The sequence below is a fragment of the Streptomyces sp. CNB091 genome, assembly GCF_000377965.1.
This window is the reverse complement of record NZ_KB899004.1, coordinates 55,828-72,364: the sequence shown is the minus strand read 5'-3', so window position 1 is coordinate 72,364 and position 16,537 is coordinate 55,828. Positions and strand designations below refer to the sequence as shown.

The 16,537-nt window shown below is 70.1% G+C and carries 14 protein-coding genes and 1 riboswitch; of the genes, 4 read left to right on the top strand and 10 right to left on the bottom strand.

What is annotated here, in order from left to right; all coding sequences use genetic code 11:
• Positions 1-4 precede the first annotated feature (4 nt).
• From D581_RS0125325 to D581_RS0125300, 6 genes are all read right to left on the bottom strand, one after another.
• A complete protein-coding gene (locus tag D581_RS0125325) occupies positions 5-967 on the bottom strand; it encodes an ABC transporter permease (RefSeq protein ID WP_018959984.1) in 963 nt (320 codons plus the stop codon).
• A gap of 1 nt (position 968) precedes the next feature.
• Positions 969-1,973 carry an ABC transporter permease gene (locus tag D581_RS0125320; protein ID WP_018959983.1) on the bottom strand — a complete coding sequence of 335 codons (1,005 nt, stop codon included), beginning with the start codon at positions 1,971-1,973 and terminating at the stop codon, positions 969-971.
• Between the two features lie 85 nt (positions 1,974-2,058).
• Positions 2,059-3,729, bottom strand: a complete 1,671-nt coding sequence (locus D581_RS0125315; RefSeq protein WP_018959982.1) for an ABC transporter substrate-binding protein — start codon at positions 3,727-3,729, stop codon at positions 2,059-2,061.
• A 253-nt stretch (positions 3,730-3,982) separates the two neighbouring features.
• Positions 3,983-4,729, bottom strand: a complete 747-nt coding sequence (locus D581_RS0125310; protein ID WP_018959981.1) for an enhanced serine sensitivity protein SseB C-terminal domain-containing protein — start codon at positions 4,727-4,729, stop codon at positions 3,983-3,985.
• A 235-nt stretch (positions 4,730-4,964) separates the two neighbouring features.
• Positions 4,965-5,735 (bottom strand): enhanced serine sensitivity protein SseB, encoded by a 771-nt coding sequence (locus tag D581_RS0125305; RefSeq protein WP_026290898.1) that lies wholly within the window; start codon positions 5,733-5,735, stop codon positions 4,965-4,967.
• 72 nt (positions 5,736-5,807) lie between these two features.
• Positions 5,808-6,500: an AAA family ATPase gene (locus D581_RS0125300; protein WP_018959979.1), complete on the bottom strand. Its 693-nt coding sequence runs from the start codon at positions 6,498-6,500 to the stop codon at positions 5,808-5,810.
• Between the two features lie 175 nt (positions 6,501-6,675).
• Positions 6,676-6,773: riboswitch (glycine riboswitch) on the top strand.
• Between the two features lie 174 nt (positions 6,774-6,947).
• Here D581_RS0125300 and gcvT point away from each other — a divergent pair.
• The 4 genes from gcvT to D581_RS0125280 all read left to right on the top strand — a co-directional run bounded on the left by gcvT (position 6,948) and on the right by D581_RS0125280 (position 11,665).
• Positions 6,948-8,063 (top strand): glycine cleavage system aminomethyltransferase GcvT, encoded by a 1,116-nt coding sequence (gcvT, locus tag D581_RS0125295; RefSeq protein WP_018959978.1) that lies wholly within the window; start codon positions 6,948-6,950, stop codon positions 8,061-8,063.
• 229 nt (positions 8,064-8,292) lie between these two features.
• Entirely contained in the window at positions 8,293-8,670 is a 378-nt protein-coding gene (gene gcvH / locus D581_RS0125290; RefSeq protein ID WP_007457159.1) for a glycine cleavage system protein GcvH, read from the top strand.
• A 19-nt stretch (positions 8,671-8,689) separates the two neighbouring features.
• Positions 8,690-9,949 (top strand): serine hydroxymethyltransferase, encoded by a 1,260-nt coding sequence (gene glyA / locus D581_RS0125285; RefSeq protein WP_018959977.1) that lies wholly within the window; start codon positions 8,690-8,692, stop codon positions 9,947-9,949.
• Between the two features lie 330 nt (positions 9,950-10,279).
• Positions 10,280-11,665 carry an L-serine ammonia-lyase gene (locus D581_RS0125280; RefSeq protein WP_018959976.1) on the top strand — a complete coding sequence of 462 codons (1,386 nt, stop codon included), beginning with the start codon at positions 10,280-10,282 and terminating at the stop codon, positions 11,663-11,665.
• Between the two features lie 105 nt (positions 11,666-11,770).
• Here D581_RS0125280 and D581_RS0125275 read toward each other — a convergent pair whose 3' ends face one another.
• Genes D581_RS0125275 through D581_RS0125260 form a run of 4 tightly spaced genes read right to left on the bottom strand, consistent with a single transcriptional unit; the run spans position 11,771 to position 16,523 of the window.
• Positions 11,771-12,649 (bottom strand): glycosyltransferase family 2 protein, encoded by an 879-nt coding sequence (locus D581_RS0125275; protein WP_018959975.1) that lies wholly within the window; start codon positions 12,647-12,649, stop codon positions 11,771-11,773.
• Positions 12,650-12,688: 39 nt separating this feature from the next.
• A complete protein-coding gene (locus D581_RS0125270; RefSeq protein ID WP_018959974.1) occupies positions 12,689-13,495 on the bottom strand; it encodes a nucleoside phosphorylase in 807 nt (268 codons plus the stop codon).
• Positions 13,492-15,297, bottom strand: coding sequence for a radical SAM protein (locus D581_RS0125265; protein WP_018959973.1), 1,806 nt, complete (start codon positions 15,295-15,297; stop codon positions 13,492-13,494). Before D581_RS0125265 ends, D581_RS0125270 begins: the two co-directional genes overlap by 4 nt.
• Entirely contained in the window at positions 15,297-16,523 is a 1,227-nt protein-coding gene (locus tag D581_RS0125260; RefSeq protein WP_018959972.1) for a DegT/DnrJ/EryC1/StrS family aminotransferase, read from the bottom strand. Before D581_RS0125260 ends, D581_RS0125265 begins: the two co-directional genes overlap by 1 nt.
• Positions 16,524-16,537: the final 14 nt, after the last annotated feature.

Below are 16,537 nucleotides of genomic sequence, written 5' to 3'. Positions count from 1 at the left end.
GACTTCAGCCTCGCAACTTCGGGTCGAGGGCTTCGCGCATGGCCTCGCCGAGCAGGGTGAAGCCGAGGGCGGTGATGATGATCCCGACGGCCGGGTAGGCGGCCATCATCGGCTCGTTGTCGAAGAAGCGCTGCGCCTGCGAGAGCATCACGCCCCACTCGGGAACGGCCGGGTCGGGGTTGCCGAGGCCCAGGTAGGAGAGGGCCGCGGCCTCGATGATCGCGGTGGCCAGGCTCAGCGTGGCCTGGACGATCACCGGGCTCAGCGAGTTCGGCAGGATCTGCGTGAACACGATCCGCTTGCGCCGGATGCCGACCGCCTTCGCGGCGAGCACGTAGTCCGCACCGCCCTGGACCAGCATCGAACCGCGCAGCAGGCGGGCGAAGATGGGGATCTGGACGACACCCACGGCGATCATCACGGTGGTCAGCGACTGGCCGAGGACCGCGGCGATGGAGACCGCGAGCAGCAGCGAGGGCAGCGACAGCATGATGTCGGTGAAGCGCATGATCACGGTGTCGACGCGCTGGCCGACCTTGCCGCCGAGGGTGGCGGCGGCTCCGGAGCCCACACCGACCAGCGCCCCGATGATCAGTCCGATGAGCATGGAGACGACACCGACGAGCAGCGTCTGCCGGGCCCCGACGAGCCAGCGGGAGAACATGTCGCGGCCCAGGTGGTCCAGGCCGAACCAGTTCTCGCCGCGCATGCCGATGAACTTGCCCTGGTTGGGGAAGACCTCGCTGCGCCAGTTCTGCGCGGTGGCTCCGTGCGGGGCCAGCATCGGTCCGACGACGGCGACGAGAACGAACGCGGCGATGATCGCCGCGCCGATGATCGCCATCTTGCTGGAGCGCATCCGGCGGAACGCCTCGCGCCACAGGCTGGTGCCGGTGACGGTCTCGGAGCTCTGGGTGAGCTCTGCGAGACGGTCGATCTTGTCTGCTTTGTTGGTCAGGATCGTCACGTCAGTGCACCCGCACTCTCGGGTCGATGATGCTGTACGCGAGGTCGACCAGCAGGTTGATCAGCACGTACACCATCGCGATGAAGAGAATGAACCCGACGAGGACCGGGTAGTCGCGGCCGTCGATCGCGGTACGGATGAAGGAGCCGATGCCGCCGAAGTCGAAGACGGACTCGGTGAGCACCGCACCGGAGAGCAGGCTGCCGGTCAGCAGGCCGACCGCGGTGATCACGGGCAGCAGGGCGTTGCGCAGTACGTGGCGCCCGCGAACGGTCTTCTTGTCGAGGCCCTTGGACTCGGCGGTGCGGATGTAGTCCTCGCCGAGCACCTCCAGGACGCTGGCGCGGGTCATCCGGACGATGACGGCGAGCGGGATCGAGGCGAGGGCGACGGCGGGCAGGACCAGGTGCATGAGCGCGTCCCAGCTGGCGTCGAACTCTCCGGTCAACAAGCCGTCCAGGACGGCGAATCCGGTGACGTCGGTGGCGTTGATGCCGGTGTCGAGCCGGCCCTGGCTCGGGAACCAGCCCAGCTCCACGGAGAAGATCCCGCGCAGCAGCATGGCCAGGAAGAAGACCGGGATGCAGATGCCGAGCAGCGATCCGGAGACGGAGGCGACGTCCAGCCAGCCGCCGCGGTGCTTGGCCGCCAGGTAGCCCATCGGGATGCCCACGACCACGGCGATCAGGATCGCGGCGACGCTGAGCTCCACGGTGGCCGGGAAGCGCAGGGTGAATTCGTCCCACACCGGCTGGCCGGTCTGGGTGGAGGTTCCGAGGTCGAGCTCGAAGATGCGCTTGAGGAACCGCCAGTACTGGACGTGGACCGGCTCGTCGAGCCCGAGTGCCCTGTTGATCCTCGCTACTTCGGCTTCGGTGGCCCGCTCGCCCAGGATCGCTGAGGCGGGTCCGCCGGGCAGTCGGTTCAGCCAGAGGAACAGCAGGACCGACAGGCCGAGCAGGGTGGGAATGAGCTGGAGAAGTCTTCTGACGACGAGTCGCAGCACCCCGCATGCCCCTTTCTCACGTGCGTCGATGCGGGTCCGCCCGGCCACCTGGTTGCTGTGGCCGGGCGGACCCGCTGGTGTGCGATTACTTGAAGGAGACCTCGGCGAAGTTCTCCTGCGTCAGCGGGGAGACCTTCGGCGGGTTGACGTTCTTGGCGAACGCGATGGCCGGCGGCGACGACGAGATCGGCACGCCCGGGACGTACTCCGCGATCGCCTCGTTGGCCTTCTGGTACGCGGCGGTGCGGGCGGCCGGGTCGGTGACCTTGGAGGCGGCGTTCACGGCGTCGAAGACCTGTCGGTCCTTGAAGCCCCACTGCTTGTCGGGCCCGGCGAACCAGGTGCCGATGAAGTTGTAGCCGTCGTTGAAGTCACCGGTCCAGCCGAGCATGTGCAGGGCGCAGGAGCCCGCCTCGGTGGCGTCCAGGTAGTCCGGGGCCCACTTCATGGCCTTCGGCTTGACAGTGATGCCGGCCTTCTCCAGGTCGGCCTTCATCAGCTCGAACATGTCCTGCGGGGCAGGCATGTACGGGCGGGTGACCTCGGTCGGGTAGCAGAAGTCGATGCTCAGCTTCTCCGCACCGGCCTGCTTGAGGAGGTCCTTCGCCTTGGCGGTATCGAACGGGTACGTCTTCACCTTGTCCGAGTAGCCGGCGACCGTGTCGGGCATGAACTGGGTCGCGACCTTGCCGCCCTCGGGCAGCTGGGTGTTGACGAGGTTCTCGCGGTCGATGGCGTGCGTGATCGCCTGACGGACCTCGGGCTTCTTCAGCGCCGGGTTCGCCGACTGGCTCATGCCGAGGTAGAAGATGTTGAAGACGTCACGGGTCGGGACCTCGTAACCCTCCTTCTCCAGCGTCGTCACATCGGCCGGCGCGACCAGGTCGTAGCCGTCGATGTCACCCGCCTGGAGCGCCTGGCGGCGGGTCTCCTCGGTGGAGATGGTGCGGAAGACCAGGTTCTTCACCTTGGCCTTGTCGCCCCAGTAGCCGTCGAAGCGCGTGAGGGAGACTTCCTTGTTTCCCTTGTTCCACTTCGTGATCTTGTACGGGCCGGTGCCGGCGACCGTGCCGGCCTCCTGGCTGTACTTGGGGTACGTGATCGCGTCGCCCTTGGCGGTCGCGTCCTGCTTCTCGTACTCCTTGATGGCCTTCGGCGAGTGGATCGCCAGCGCCTGGAGGGAGAACCCGCCCGGCAGGTTCGCCGAGGGCTCGTTCACCTCGATGACAGCCGTGTTGTCGTCCTTGGCGGTGCAGGACTTGTAGTTGGGCTTGGGCGCCTCGGCGTCCTCGTTCTTCGCGAACCCGCCCATGATGGTCTGCCAGTAGTAGGAGACCGCGCTGGACTGGTACGTGCCCTTCCAGTTGAACCAGTGGTCGTAGTTCGCGCAGACCGCGGCGGCGTTGAACGCCTCGCCGTCGTGGAACTTCACGCCCTGGCGCAGGTTGAACGTCCAGACCTTGCCGGCCGGGTCGCTCGACCACTTCTCGGCGAGGCCGCCGACGAGCTTGCTCCCACCGGGCTCGTGCTCCAGGAGCGCCTCGAAGGCCTGACGGGTGACGCGGAACGTCTCGCCGTCGCTCGCGAGGGCCGGGTCGAGGGAACCGGGGTCACCGGCTCCGGCGAAGACGAAGGTGTCCTTGTCGCCCCCCTTGGAGCCGCCCTCGTCCCGCTCGCTGGAACAGCCCGTGGCGATCAGAGCGACAGCGACCGCTGTCGTGACCGCCCGGACAGCCCGGGACTTGAATATTCGCATGGGTCCACCCCTGGTTCGCCATGTGGTGAGGTTTGATGGCCGCACACTACAGACGGTGCCTGCCGCAAGAGAACAGTCCGGATAGCGGTGAGACCTAGTCGAGACCCGGACAGTTACCAAACCGTCCAGTTCCGGGACATCCTCACGCGGGCACGTAACAAGCCCGACATCGTGGGGTGTTCGACGGAGGGTGACCAGGACCCCACGAGCACGACCTGTTCCGGACGACAAGCCGGGGTGCCGCTCGGAGCGGTCAGCGGGGCTGGGGCGGGTAGCCGTATCCGGGGGCGGCGAGGGGCGGCGGGCCGGCGGGGGCGTGGGCCTCGCGGTCGTAGAACGGACGGGCGTTCGCGCGCAGCCACATGCCGACCGGGTCGTACTCGTCGGACAGGGCGACGGTGGAGACGGGCAGCCCCTCGGGGACCGCGCCGACCGACTGCCGCATCATCTCCCGCACCGATTCGACGGAGGCCCGGCCGGTGTCGTAGAGGTCGAGGCCGATCGCGAGATACGGGACGCCGACCGCGGGGTGCACCCAGGCGCGGCGCAGGGAGCGGATCGCGGGGGTGCGGTGGGCGTTCTGGGTGAGCAGGGCGTAGAACTGGGGGAGTTCGATGGCGGGGTCGGAGAGCCGGAGCGGACCGGCGGGCAGCCGGTCCAGGCCGGTGGCGATGCGCCGCAGGTCGAGCCAGGGAATGCCGACGCCGCCGCCGGGGGCGTGCGGATTGAGCCAGATGCCCCAGCGGTCGGGGAACAGGGCGCGGGCGATGTCGCGTCCGGTGACCAGCTCGTGGGCCCGGTTCCAGCCACTGGCGGAGAGCTCCTGGGCGGAGGTGACGCAGGGGGCGTAGCCCAGGCCGTCGATCTCCATGTTCCCGTACTGGGCGTCCGGTGAGCCGGCCGTGCCGTGCCAGAGCAGCATCCAGATCCGGCCCTCGGCGACCGCGGCGAGCAGCGCCTCGTAGGCGTCGTAACGCCCGGGGGTCACCTGGCGCAGCATGTGCTCGACCTTCCCGGCCGCCGCAGTGCCTGACGCACTCACCCTGGGTTCCGCCCCTCGTCGATCCGTCGCGTGCCGATCCGTCGCGTTCGCGCAGGCGCTCCCGGGCGCACGGGAGCGACCACGCCATCAAACCAGCTTATGCGCCACTTCTGACACCGACTTGACGCCACGGTCCGGCGGCGCCGTCGCCCGGCCGCCTACCGTGGTCGCCCGTGGACGTCGTACCGGTGGGTCAGTGACCCTCGCGCCGGTAGAACGGGCGCACCTTCTCCCGCATCCAGTCGCCGACGAGGTCCTCCGCCACGTCCAGCAGGACGAGGTTGACCGGCCAGGGCACCTGGACCCGGCCGAGCGCGCGGCCGATGGCGTCCATGGGCGCGCTCTGTCCCGCGCCGTCCCAGGTGGCGAACTCGACGCCGACGAAGAGGACCGGGTCGCCGCCCTCGATGCTGGCCAGCGCCCGGCGTGCGGTGCTCACCACTCCGGAGGCCTCGAACTCCTCGGAGACCGCGGTGAGGAAGTCGACCGGGTCGTGCTGCCAGTCCGGCTCGAACAGCCGGACCCGGCCGCCGGTGGCGGGCCCGTCCAGGGCGGTGCGGCCGGCCCGGCAGAGCTCGGCGACGGCGGGCGGCGGAAGCGGTATGCCGACCGCGCCGCCCGGATTCACGGCGATGCCGACCTGGGGGGGCAGGCCCCGGGCGAAGTCGCGGGCGGGGGCGACGGTGAAGGACATGTGGCCGCCGACGCAGCTGAGGAACTGGGCTTCGGAGCTGAAGACGGGGACGAAGGCCGCGCCGTCGATCTCCATCATCGGCAGGTCGAGGTCCGCGCTGGCGGGGGTGCCGCCGTTCGGCAGCGGCACCCAGACGGAGCTGCGGCCGAGCACTTCGACGAGGCGGCCGCCCGCGTCGGGGACGCCGAGCGAGGCCGTCAGCACCTCTTCGAGCTCGTTGGCGGGCCACCCCTGCTGGGGGTGTGCCGGTGCGGGTGCCGGAATGTCCACTGCCTCTGTGCCCTCTCTCCACCGCCTCGGCCGCGCGCCCGGCGGCCTCTGCTCCGGCCAGCACCTTAACGGTCAGCGGGCGGTGGAGGCCTCGGCGGCCGTGAAGGAGATCCGGTCGAGCGCTCCCGCGGCCTCGCGGTCCAGCAGCACCGCCGAGGTGCAGCCGGCGGGCAGCAGCCCCTGCTCGGTGTCGCGGAGCAGCCGGGCGACCGCGTGCCGGTGGCGGGCGAAGGCATAGCCGGAGACGCCGCGCCCCCGCTCGCGCTGCCCCCGCCGCGCCACCTCGGGCGTCACGTCGAGCAGGATCAGATGGAGGGTGCGGCCCCGGCTCACGGCGTGCCGGGCGAGCCAGCGGCGTACCCACGTCTGGGTGCCGCAGTCGTGCACGACGACGGATTCACCGGAGCGCAGGGCCTTCCAGAGGCCGAGGTAGTGCGCGGCGCGGACCAGCGGGCGGTAGAGGGCGTAGGGCAGTAAGCGGGGCAGGGCGGCGGCCCAGCTGTCGCGGGTGTTCTGGGAGTCGATGGCGCGGCCCTGCGCGGCCCGCCGGATGAGGGTCGACTTCCCGCTGCCGGGGAGCCCGGAGACCACGACGACGTCACCGGCGGTGAGGTCGAGGCTGTACCGGCCGCAGGCGGTGCGCCCGCGCAGGTCGCGTACCACCGGCGCGCCCTCCGTCAGCAGCTCCCGCGCGGGAGCGCCGGGCTGTGCGGGCATCGCGCCGTGCGCGACCCCCGCGGTCGGTGCCGACCGCTGCAACGTCATCGCCCATCCCCCTGCCGTCGTGTCCCCCACGCCTGCCCCTGAAGTGTAAAGAAAAGGCAATGCGGCACAAGCGGCCCAGGGCCTGTCGTCGCCGTCTTCACCTTCTCGGGGGCCGGGCCCCCCACTCTCCCCCCATGCATGCGATGATGACCCCGCCAACTGCATACCGGCCGTTCGAATCCGCGCGGGAGAGTTCCGGCCACAGTGTGAGCCGGGCGCCGAAGGAGCAAGATCCTCCCTTGAATCTCTCAGGCCCCGTACCGCGTGGATGAGGCAGATCTGAAAAGCGAGCCGTTCCGCGGCTCCACCCAAGGTGCAAGCCGAGCCCCCTGATCCGGGGCGCCCTCCAGGGGCATACCCCGTCGGGGGCTATCGGCGAACCTCTCAGGTTCCGATGACAGATGGGGAGGATTCGTCCTGACGTCGTCATGCCCTGGAGCCGTATCCATGAGCACTGCCCCCCGTCTCACCGCCCTCGACGCACTGCACCGCTCGCTCGGCGCCACCATGACCGACTTCGCGGGCTGGGACATGCCCCTGCGGTACGCCAGTGAGCGCGACGAGCACAACGCCGTACGCACCCGGGCCGGTCTCTTCGACCTGTCGCACATGGGCGAGATCACCGTCACCGGGCCCGAGGCCGCCGCCTTCCTGAGCTACGCGCTGGTGGGCAACATCGCCACCGTCGGCAACGGCCGGGCCCGCTACACGATGATCGTCCAGGAGGACGGCGGGATCGTGGACGACCTGATCGTCTACCGCCTGGGCGAGGTTGAATACATGGTGGTCGCCAACGCGGGCAACGCGCAGGTCGTCCTGGACGCGCTGACCGCCCGCGTCGGCGGGTTCGACGCCGAGGTGCGCGACGACCGGGACGCGTACGCGCTGCTCGCGGTCCAGGGACCCGAGTCGCCCGCCATCATGAAGGCCGTCACCGACGCCGACCTGGACGGGCTGAAGTACTACGCGGGCCTGCCGGGCACGGTCGCCGGGGTTCCGGCGCTCATCGCCCGTACCGGCTACACCGGCGAGGACGGCTTTGAACTCTTCGTCGCGCCCGAGCACGCCGAGCAGCTGTGGCGGGCGCTGACCGAGGCCGGCTCCCCGCACGGCCTGATTCCCTGCGGGCTCTCCTGCCGGGACACGCTGCGCCTGGAGGCGGGCATGCCGCTGTACGGGCACGAGCTGACGACCGCGCTCACCCCGTTCGACGCGGGCCTGGGCCGGGTCGTGAAGTTCGAGAAGGAGGGCGACTTCGTCGGGCGCGAGGCCCTGACCGCCGCCGCCGAGCGCGCCGCGACCGCCCCGCCGCGCAAGCTGGTGGGCCTGATCGCCGAGGGCCGCCGGGTCCCGCGCGCCGGTTTCCCGGTCGTGGCCGACGGCAAGGTGATCGGCGAGGTCACCTCCGGCGCCCCGTCGCCGACGCTGGGCAAGCCGATCGCCATGGCCTACGTGGACCCGGCCTTCGCCGCCCCGGGCACCGAGGGCGTGGGCGTGGACATCCGGGGCACGCACGAGCCGTACGAGGTCGTCGCGCTGCCGTTCTACAAGCGCGAGAAGTGATCCTCCGGAAGGACCGGCGGTAACCGGACCTTCCCGACCGCGGGCGGGCGTCACCGAAGCGACGCGCGCGCAGACGTCACAGAGCACACGCCACAGAGCACACGCCACAGAGGCGGACGTCACAGAGGCGGACGTCACAGAGGCGGACGTCACAGAAGTGACGTACCTCCGTCTCACACCGTAAGACCACCGTTCATCAGCACTCCCCGCGTACAGGAGAATTCAGGTCATGAGCAACCCCCAGCAGCTGCGGTACAGCAAGGAGCACGAGTGGCTGTCGGCCCTCGAGGACGGCGTGGCCACCATCGGCATCACGGAGTACGCGGCCAACGCGCTCGGTGACGTCGTCTTCGCCCAGCTTCCGGAGGTCGGCGACACGGTGACCGCGGGCGAGACCTGCGGCGAACTGGAGTCGACCAAGTCCGTCAGCGATCTGTACTCGCCGGTGACCGGTGAGGTGACGGCGGCCAACCAGGACGTCGTGGACGACCCCTCGCTGGTGAACTCCGCTCCCTTCGAGGGCGGCTGGCTGTTCAAGGTGCGCGTCGCGGAGGAGCCGGCCGACCTGCTCTCCGCCGACGAGTACACCGCGTTCTCCGGCAACTGAGACCTTAAGGGACCCCCTGATGTCGCTTCTGAACTCCTCCCTCCACGAGCTGGACCCGGACGTCGCCGCCGCCGTCGACGCCGAGCTCCACCGTCAGCAGTCCACCCTCGAAATGATCGCCTCGGAGAACTTCGCTCCGGTCGCCGTCATGGAGGCACAGGGCTCCGTCCTCACCAACAAGTACGCCGAGGGCTACCCGGGCCGCCGCTACTACGGCGGCTGTGAGCACGTCGACGTCGTCGAGCAGATCGCGATCGACCGGATCAAGGCCCTGTTCGGCGCCGAGGCGGCGAACGTGCAGCCGCACTCCGGCGCCCAGGCGAACGCCGCCGCGATGTTCGCGCTGCTGAAGCCGGGCGACACGATCATGGGCCTGAACCTGGCCCACGGCGGTCACCTGACCCACGGCATGAAGATCAACTTCTCCGGCAAGCTCTACAACGTGGTCCCGTACCACGTCGACGAGAGCGGCATCGTGGACATGGAGGAGGTCGAGCGCCTCGCCAAGGAGTCCCAGCCGAAGCTGATCGTGGCCGGCTGGTCCGCCTACCCGCGCCAGCTGGACTTCGCCGCCTTCCGCCGCATCGCGGACGAGGTCGGCGCGTACCTGATGGTCGACATGGCGCACTTCGCGGGCCTGGTCGCGGCCGGTCTGCACCCCAACCCGGTGCCGCACGCCCATGTCGTGACCACCACCACGCACAAGACCCTCGGCGGTCCGCGCGGCGGCGTGATCCTCTCGACCCAGGAGCTCGCCAAGAAGATCAACTCCGCGGTCTTCCCGGGTCAGCAGGGCGGCCCGCTGGAGCACGTGATCGCGGCCAAGGCGGTCTCGTTCAAGATCGCGGCGGGCGAGGAGTTCAAGGAGCGCCAGCAGCGCACCCTGGACGGCGCGCGCATCCTGGCCGAGCGCCTGGTCCAGCCGGACGTCACCGAGGTGGGCGTGTCCGTCCTCTCCGGCGGCACCGACGTGCACCTGGTCCTGGTCGACCTGCGCAACTCGGAGCTGGACGGCCAGCAGGCCGAGGACCGGCTCCACGAGCTGGGCATCACGGTCAACCGGAACGCCATTCCGAACGACCCGCGCCCCCCGATGGTCACCTCGGGCCTGCGGATCGGCACCCCGGCGCTGGCCACCCGCGGCTTCGGCGTCGAGGACTTCACGGAGGTCGCGGAGATCATCGCCGCCGCCCTCAAGCCGTCCTACGACGCGGACGACCTCAAGGCCCGCGTGGTCGCGCTGGCCGAGAAGTTCCCGCTGTACCCGGGCCTCAAGTAACACCTGGCCTGCGGTTCCGCACGTTCGGACGGGGCACCGCGCACACTGAGGAGAGTGAGCGCGGTGCCCCGACCTGTGTCCCTCGCTCCACCTTTTGCCCTGCTTGCCCTGCTCGACCCGCTTGATCCGCTTGGCCGGCGTGACCTGCTCTTGATCCGCTTGACCTGCTCGACCCGCTTGGCCCGCTTGAACCGTTCGACCTGCTCGACCTGCTCGACCTGATCGACCGCTTGACCCGCGGGCCCCACCCCGGCCCGTTCCGCACCCCCCGGCCCGTTCCCGCACCACCCAGGCAGACAACGGCGTCTTCCAACCCCAAGGAGTACTCCCGTGGCCATCTCGGTCTTCGACCTCTTCTCGGTCGGCATCGGCCCGTCCAGCTCCCACACGGTGGGCCCGATGCGCGCCGCCCGGATGTTCGCGCGCCGCCTCAAGAACGAGGGCCTGCTCGCGCACACCGCCTCGATACGGGCCGAGCTGTACGGTTCCCTCGGCGCGACCGGCCACGGGCACGGCACGCCCAAGGCGGTCCTGCTCGGCCTGGAGGGCGAGTCGCCCCAGACCGTGGACGTGGAGTCCGCCGACGGCCGGGTCGAGGAGATCCGCGGCAGCGGCAGGATCAACCTGCTGGGCATGCACGAGATCCCGTTCGACTTCGACGAGGACCTGGTCCTGCACCGCCGCAAGGCACTCCCGTACCACGCCAACGGCATGACGATCCTCGCGTACGACGCCGAGGGCGCCCCGGTCCTGGAGAAGACGTACTACTCGGTCGGCGGCGGCTTCGTCGTCGACGAGGACGCGGTGGCCGGGGAGAACCCGATCGTCCCGGACGACACGGTCCTCAAGCACCCCTTCCGCACCGGCGACGAGCTGCTGCGGCTCTCCGGGGAGACCGGTCTCTCGATCTCCTCGATGATGCTGGAGAACGAGCTGGCCTGGCGCACCGAGGCGGAGATCCGCTCCGGGCTGCTGGACATCTGGCGCGTCATGCAGGCCTGCGTCTCGCGCGGCATGTCCCGCGAGGGCATCCTCCCCGGCGGCCTCAAGGTCCGCCGCCGCGCCGCGAACTCGGCCCGCCAGCTGCGCGCCGAGGGCGACCCGCAGGCCCACGCGATGGAGTGGATCACTCTGTACGCGATGGCGGTCAACGAGGAGAACGCGGCGGGCGGCCGCGTGGTCACCGCCCCCACCAACGGCGCGGCGGGCATCATCCCCGCCGTTCTGCACTACTACATGAACTTCGCGGCCGGCGGCTGCACCGAGACGGAGAAGGAGGACAGCGTCGTGCGCTTCCTCCTCGCGGCCGGCGCGATCGGCATGCTGTTCAAGGAGAACGCCTCGATCTCCGGCGCCGAGGTCGGCTGCCAGGGCGAGGTCGGCTCGGCCTGCTCGATGGCGGCCGGAGCCCTGGCCGAGGTCCTCGGCGGCTCCCCCGAGCAGGTGGAGAACGCCGCCGAGATCGGCATGGAGCACAACCTGGGCCTGACCTGCGACCCGGTCGGCGGCCTCGTCCAGATTCCCTGCATCGAGCGCAACGGCATGGCGGCGGTGAAGGCGGTCACCGCGGCGCGGATGGCGCTGCGGGGCGACGGCAGCCACAAGGTCTCCCTCGACAAGGTCATCAAGACGATGAAGGAGACCGGGGCCGACATGAGCGTCAAGTACAAGGAGACGGCGCGGGGCGGGCTCGCGGTGAACATCATCGAGTGCTGAGGATGTGGGCCCTGACCTGCGCGTTTAGTCTGCTGACGAGGTAGCCCTGACGTGCCTCGACAGCCAGCTGGTGAAGTCGCCCCGGGCCGACTTCACCACCAGAGGTTAGAAGACGGGCGGTCGCCCGGCCGTCGTGAGCCGGAGCACGGTTCGCCAGGACATGGGCTGCCTCGGGCCCTGTCCACCGGCGAGCCCCTCACGGAACCCGGCGAGCGTGACGCGGAGGGCTTGTCGGTCGCGGATACGCCACAGCGTGATCAGGCACCAGGTGGCGAGGTTGAGGGGGACCAGGAGCCGTGGCAGATTCCGGCGGGCGACCCAGACGCGGTTGCGGGCGTTGAGCCGGTAGAAGGTCTCGTGCCGGGCCGGGTTGGTGGCGGGGTGGTGGACGACGATGTCGGGGACGTACCGGCCGGTGCAGCCCAGGTTCCACAGCCGCCAGGCCAGTTCGACGCCTTCGTGGAAGAGGAAGAAGTCTCCGGGCCAGCCGCCGGCGCGGTCGTAGGCGTCGCGACGAACCATGACGACACCCTCGGCCATGACGGTAACGACGCCGGGCCGGGTGGGGTCCGAGGCCCGCAGGCGCGGTACCCAGCGGCGGAGGGTCTCGCCGGTCACGGGGTCGCTGATGCGCGGCTGGACGTAGGCGAGCTGGGGGTCGCGGTGGAGTTCGGCGACGAGGCGGGCGAGGGTGTCGGTGTCGGGCAGGTGGGCGTCGTTGTCGAAGAAGAAGAGGTACTCGCCCTTGACGTTGTCGGCCCCTACGTTGCGGCCTTCGGGGATGCCGACGTTCTCGGGCAGCGTGACAGCGCGGACGCCTGCGGGGATCTGTTCGGGTTCGCAGCCGTTGCCGACCACGACGACGTCGAGGTCGATGCCTTCCTGCGCGAGGAGCGAGGCCATGGCCCGGGGGAACTCTTCGGGCCGGTCGTTCATGGTCAGGACGACCGCGCCGACCGTGGGACGCGAGGCGCCGGTGCTCACAAGGGTGCCCTTCTGCTTCTGTTCGCGAGGAGTTCAACCCTAGTGTTCGCCGAGGGTCGGCGGTGACGCTGTCGAGCTGTGGAGCGCTTGCGCCGCTGCCGCCAGTGCGACGTGGAGGGCGTGCTCGGTGTCCGGCGAGTGTCGGCGCGGGCGGCGGTCGACGAGGGAGTCAGCGATGGCGGCCACGGTGGCGATGGCGACCGTACGGCAGTGGCCCACGGCGAAGACCGCGGCGGCTTCCATGTCAGCGGCGAGGACGCCTTCGGCTCCGTACCGGGTGACCTCTGCCGCTGTCTCGCGGTACGGGGCGTCCGTGGTCCAGATCGGCCCGCGAGTGACCGGTAGGTCGTACAGGGCCAGCGCTTCGGTCAGGTGCTGGGTGAGGACGGCCGAGGGTGAGGCTGTCCGGCCGGGCGGCAGGTAGTGGTGGGAGAGCCCTTCGTCGCGCAGCGCGCTCGTGGCCACGACGAGGGTGCCAGCGCTGAGACCCTGCTGGAGGGAGGCGGCGGTGCCGACGGTGACGATCTGCCGGGTGCCGAGTGCGGCGAGCTGCTCGACGACGAGGGCGGCGGCCGGGGCGCCGAGGCCGAAGCCGCCGCACAGGGCGAATCTGCGGCCCTGGTCCTCGACCAGGTGCAGGCCGCCGCGCACCCACCCCGGGCGGGAGCTGGTGCGGTACGTACGCAGAGCGTGTTCCAGGAGCCGCCCCTGGTAGAGGAGGACCACCCCGTCGAACGGGGCGAGGTCCGCTTCCGGGTCGGTGGTCCGGACGTACGCGGCGTGCTCGGCCGGGTCGGGTACGGCTGGCAGGGCGTGCTTGCCAGGGTGGAGGGGGAAGCCGTTCACCCGAGGGTGCTCTCGCGCTCGTAGAGGGCGGTGGCCAGTTGCTGCTCGGCGGTGGTGTCGACGTGGTTGAGGGTGTGCCAGGGCAGGACGGGCTCGTCCATGTGCCGCAGGTGGCGGTCGTACGACAAGCCGCGCCGGGCGAGGGCGTCGACGAGCTGGCCCTTGGTCACCGTGTGCAGGTCGACGTTGGCGTCGTAGAGGTCTTCCAGGACCAGCCCGATCCGGCGGTCTCCGCGTGAGCAGATGACTTCGAGGTGCATGTGGCTGGCGCCGAGGTCCAGGACCCGGAAGTGTTGTTCGAACTTCTCGTCGCCGACGAGGTCGCGCAGGCGGTCCTCGATCTGGGCGGTGTAGGTGTGGACGAGGTCGGGGTCGCTCATCCGCAGGCGCTGGCTGGCGGTGCCGGGCTTGGGCATGAACTGGTGGAGCTTGACGATCACTGTGCCGTCGGGGTGGCCGAGCCGGTACAGAACATCCTGGGCGTAGTCGGCGATCGCGAGGCGGTCCGCGTCGCGCTCGCCCGGTGCGCCGACGATGAAGTAGAGCATGACGGTGTTGACGTCCTTGTTCTTGCGGCACAGTTCGATGGCGTTGTCGACGCGTTCGCGGCGCTGGGTCTTGCCGTACATCGCGACGAGGTCCGGGGAGGCCCACTCGGGGGCGATGGTGATGATGCCCCGGGCCTGGTCCAGGTTCAGCTCGGTGAACAGGTGCCCGAACTCTTCGAGTTCGGTGACCGACTCCAGGTATTCCGCAGTGAGTTCGTCCGCCCGGATAGAGCCGATGATGGTGGTGACCGTCTCCCCTTCGGCTGCCGCCCGGCGGGCGTAAGCGCTGATGTGGTCCAGGAGTTCGCGGCGGTGTCGGTACTGGGTGAACGTGGGCGAGCTGATGATGATCCGCCGGATCTTCCGCGCTTCGAGACGGTCGACGTAGTCCTTGAGCATTCCGATGGGCGCGTGGCGGAACGGGGGGACGCCGAGGTTGCAGAAGTCGCAGGAGTGCCGGCAGCCGAGGGTGGGGTGGATGCCGGCGGCGGTGCCGTCGCTCTTGGGGTAGACGAAGTGGGCGGGGTGCAGCTCCCGTACGGGAAGGTAGGCAGGGCTGACCTTCGCGGGAACGGTGAGCTTCTTCGGGGTGACCCCGGCGACGCCGCCGCCGGGCAGGTACTCGCAGGTGTACAGCGACGGTACGTACAGGCTGGGGATGCGGGCCAGCTTCTCGTACAGGGTGACGCCGGTTCCGGGCTCCTCGCGGTGGGCGTGGGCGACGCGCAGCAGTTCGAGCAGGGACTCTTCGGCTTCGCCGAGGGCGATGACGTCGAGGTAGTCGGCCATGGGCTCGGGGTCGGCGAGACCGGAGTTGCCGCCGACGATCAGCGGGTGCTCGCTGGGGATCCGGTCGGCGCTGCGGCGGGGCACTCCGGCGAGGTCGAGCTGCTGGAAGACGGAGTGCAGGCTGCCGGAGTTGATGACGGAGACGCCGATCACGTCCGCCGTGCCGACGGGTAACGGCGACTCGATGCTGCGGTAGACCTCCCCGTCCGGCGTCGTCACCCGGTTTCCTTCGTGGATCAGGCACTCGTCGTGCAGGGCGCGCTCGGCGACGGCGGGGACGTCCTTCTTACGGTTGATGAGGTCGTGCAAGCCCATGGGGCCGTTGCCCATCAGGCTGAAGGCGTGCCCGTAAGGGATCATGAAGACCATCCGCAGCAGTCCGCCGGGATCCTTGGGTTCGTACCGGTCGACTAGGTGGATCTCGCGGTCGTGGATGCCGTCGATTTCGGCTCGGAGCTGAGACATCAGCCGTTCTCCTTGGCGGTGGCGGTGGCGGGCTGGAGCTGGGCGATGTCGGCGGTGGCCCGGCGGACGGCGTCGCGGACCTGGGCCTCCTCGTCCTCGGTCATCTGCGGGTGGAGGCAGGGGCACAGCAGGCGGGCGGCGAGCTGCTCGGCGCACGGGCAGCGCTGGCCGGCGGTGTGGGCGCGGATGAGGTCGTGGCCGAGGTAGGTGACCGGGTCGGAGACGATGCTGCCGACCCCGTACCGGTCGGCGAGCACGTCCATCAGCTCGTCCCGGCCCCGGCCCGCCCACGCTTCGGGCACCAGGAGGTTGTGCCGGTAGTAGAGGTGCAGGCCCTTGTCGAGCGTCGGAGGCAGGGTCAACTCGGGAATGTCGGCGAGGGCCGCCGTACGGTCGTGCGCGCGGGTGACGCGGGCGGCGTTCATCTCGTCCAGGCGCGCGAGCTGGATCAGCCCGACCGCGGCCTGGGCCTTGGTCAGCAGCTGGTTGGTACCCCAACCCGCGCGTCCGCCGTACGTCTGCAGCCCGCGCAGCCGCTCGGCCAGGACATGGTCGTCCGTGGTGACCATGCCGCCCTGGCCGAAGGTGGTCATCAGCTTCTTCGACTCGAACGAGAACACCGTCGCCCAGCCCTCAGCACCGACGCGGGCTCCGGACGGGGCCCGGCCGCCGCAGGCGCGGGCGGCGTCCACGATCACGACCGGCGGCCCGTGCACCGGGTGCGGGTGGCGGACGGCCAGCTCGACGAAGCGGCCGATGTCGGCGCTCGCGCCGTTCCAGTGGGTGACCAGGATCGCCCTCGTCTGTGGGCCGATCCGCTGCTCGGTGTCGGCGAGGTCGAGGTTGAGGGTGATCGGGTCCGGCTCGGCCAGGACGAGTCGCCCGCCCTGCCCGATGACGGCGATGTGCGGGCCGACGAAGTTGATCGCGCAGGAGATCACCTCGTCACGCGGCTTCAGCTCCAGGGCTCGGAGCACCATCTCCATCGCGGTGCCGCCCGAGTTGAACGCCAGGGCGTGACTCGCCCCGGTGTACTGGACGAAGGCGTCCTCGAAGCTGGTGACGTACTCGGTGCCGCGCCAGCCCGTACGCCAGCTCTCCGAACCGGAGACGACCATGCGGATGGCGTCGTGCTCGGCTCCCGTGTACCAGCCGCCCTGGGCCGGCTCGAACGGGATCGTCAACGCTGCGGTGGTGCGGGGAACGGTGCTGCGATTGGTTGGCATCGGCGTTCTCCTCG

What these genes read in the sequence shown, in the direction of transcription:
- D581_RS0125310 (WP_018959981.1), bottom strand. Translation starts at nt 4,729, where the DNA reads ATGCTGCGCCAGGTGACCCCCGGGCGTTACGACGCCTACGAGGCGCTG.
- D581_RS0125315 (WP_018959982.1), bottom strand. Translation starts at nt 3,729, where the DNA reads ATGCGAATATTCAAGTCCCGGGCTGTCCGGGCGGTCACGACAGCGGTC.
- D581_RS0125260 (WP_018959972.1), bottom strand. Translation starts at nt 16,523, where the DNA reads ATGCCAACCAATCGCAGCACCGTTCCCCGCACCACCGCAGCGTTGACG.
- gcvH (WP_007457159.1), top strand. Translation starts at nt 8,293, where the DNA reads ATGAGCAACCCCCAGCAGCTGCGGTACAGCAAGGAGCACGAGTGGCTG.
- gcvT (WP_018959978.1), top strand. Translation starts at nt 6,948, where the DNA reads ATGAGCACTGCCCCCCGTCTCACCGCCCTCGACGCACTGCACCGCTCG.
- D581_RS0125300 (WP_018959979.1), bottom strand. Translation starts at nt 6,500, where the DNA reads ATGACGTTGCAGCGGTCGGCACCGACCGCGGGGGTCGCGCACGGCGCG.
- D581_RS0125265 (WP_018959973.1), bottom strand. Translation starts at nt 15,297, where the DNA reads ATGTCTCAGCTCCGAGCCGAAATCGACGGCATCCACGACCGCGAGATC.
- glyA (WP_018959977.1), top strand. Translation starts at nt 8,690, where the DNA reads ATGTCGCTTCTGAACTCCTCCCTCCACGAGCTGGACCCGGACGTCGCC.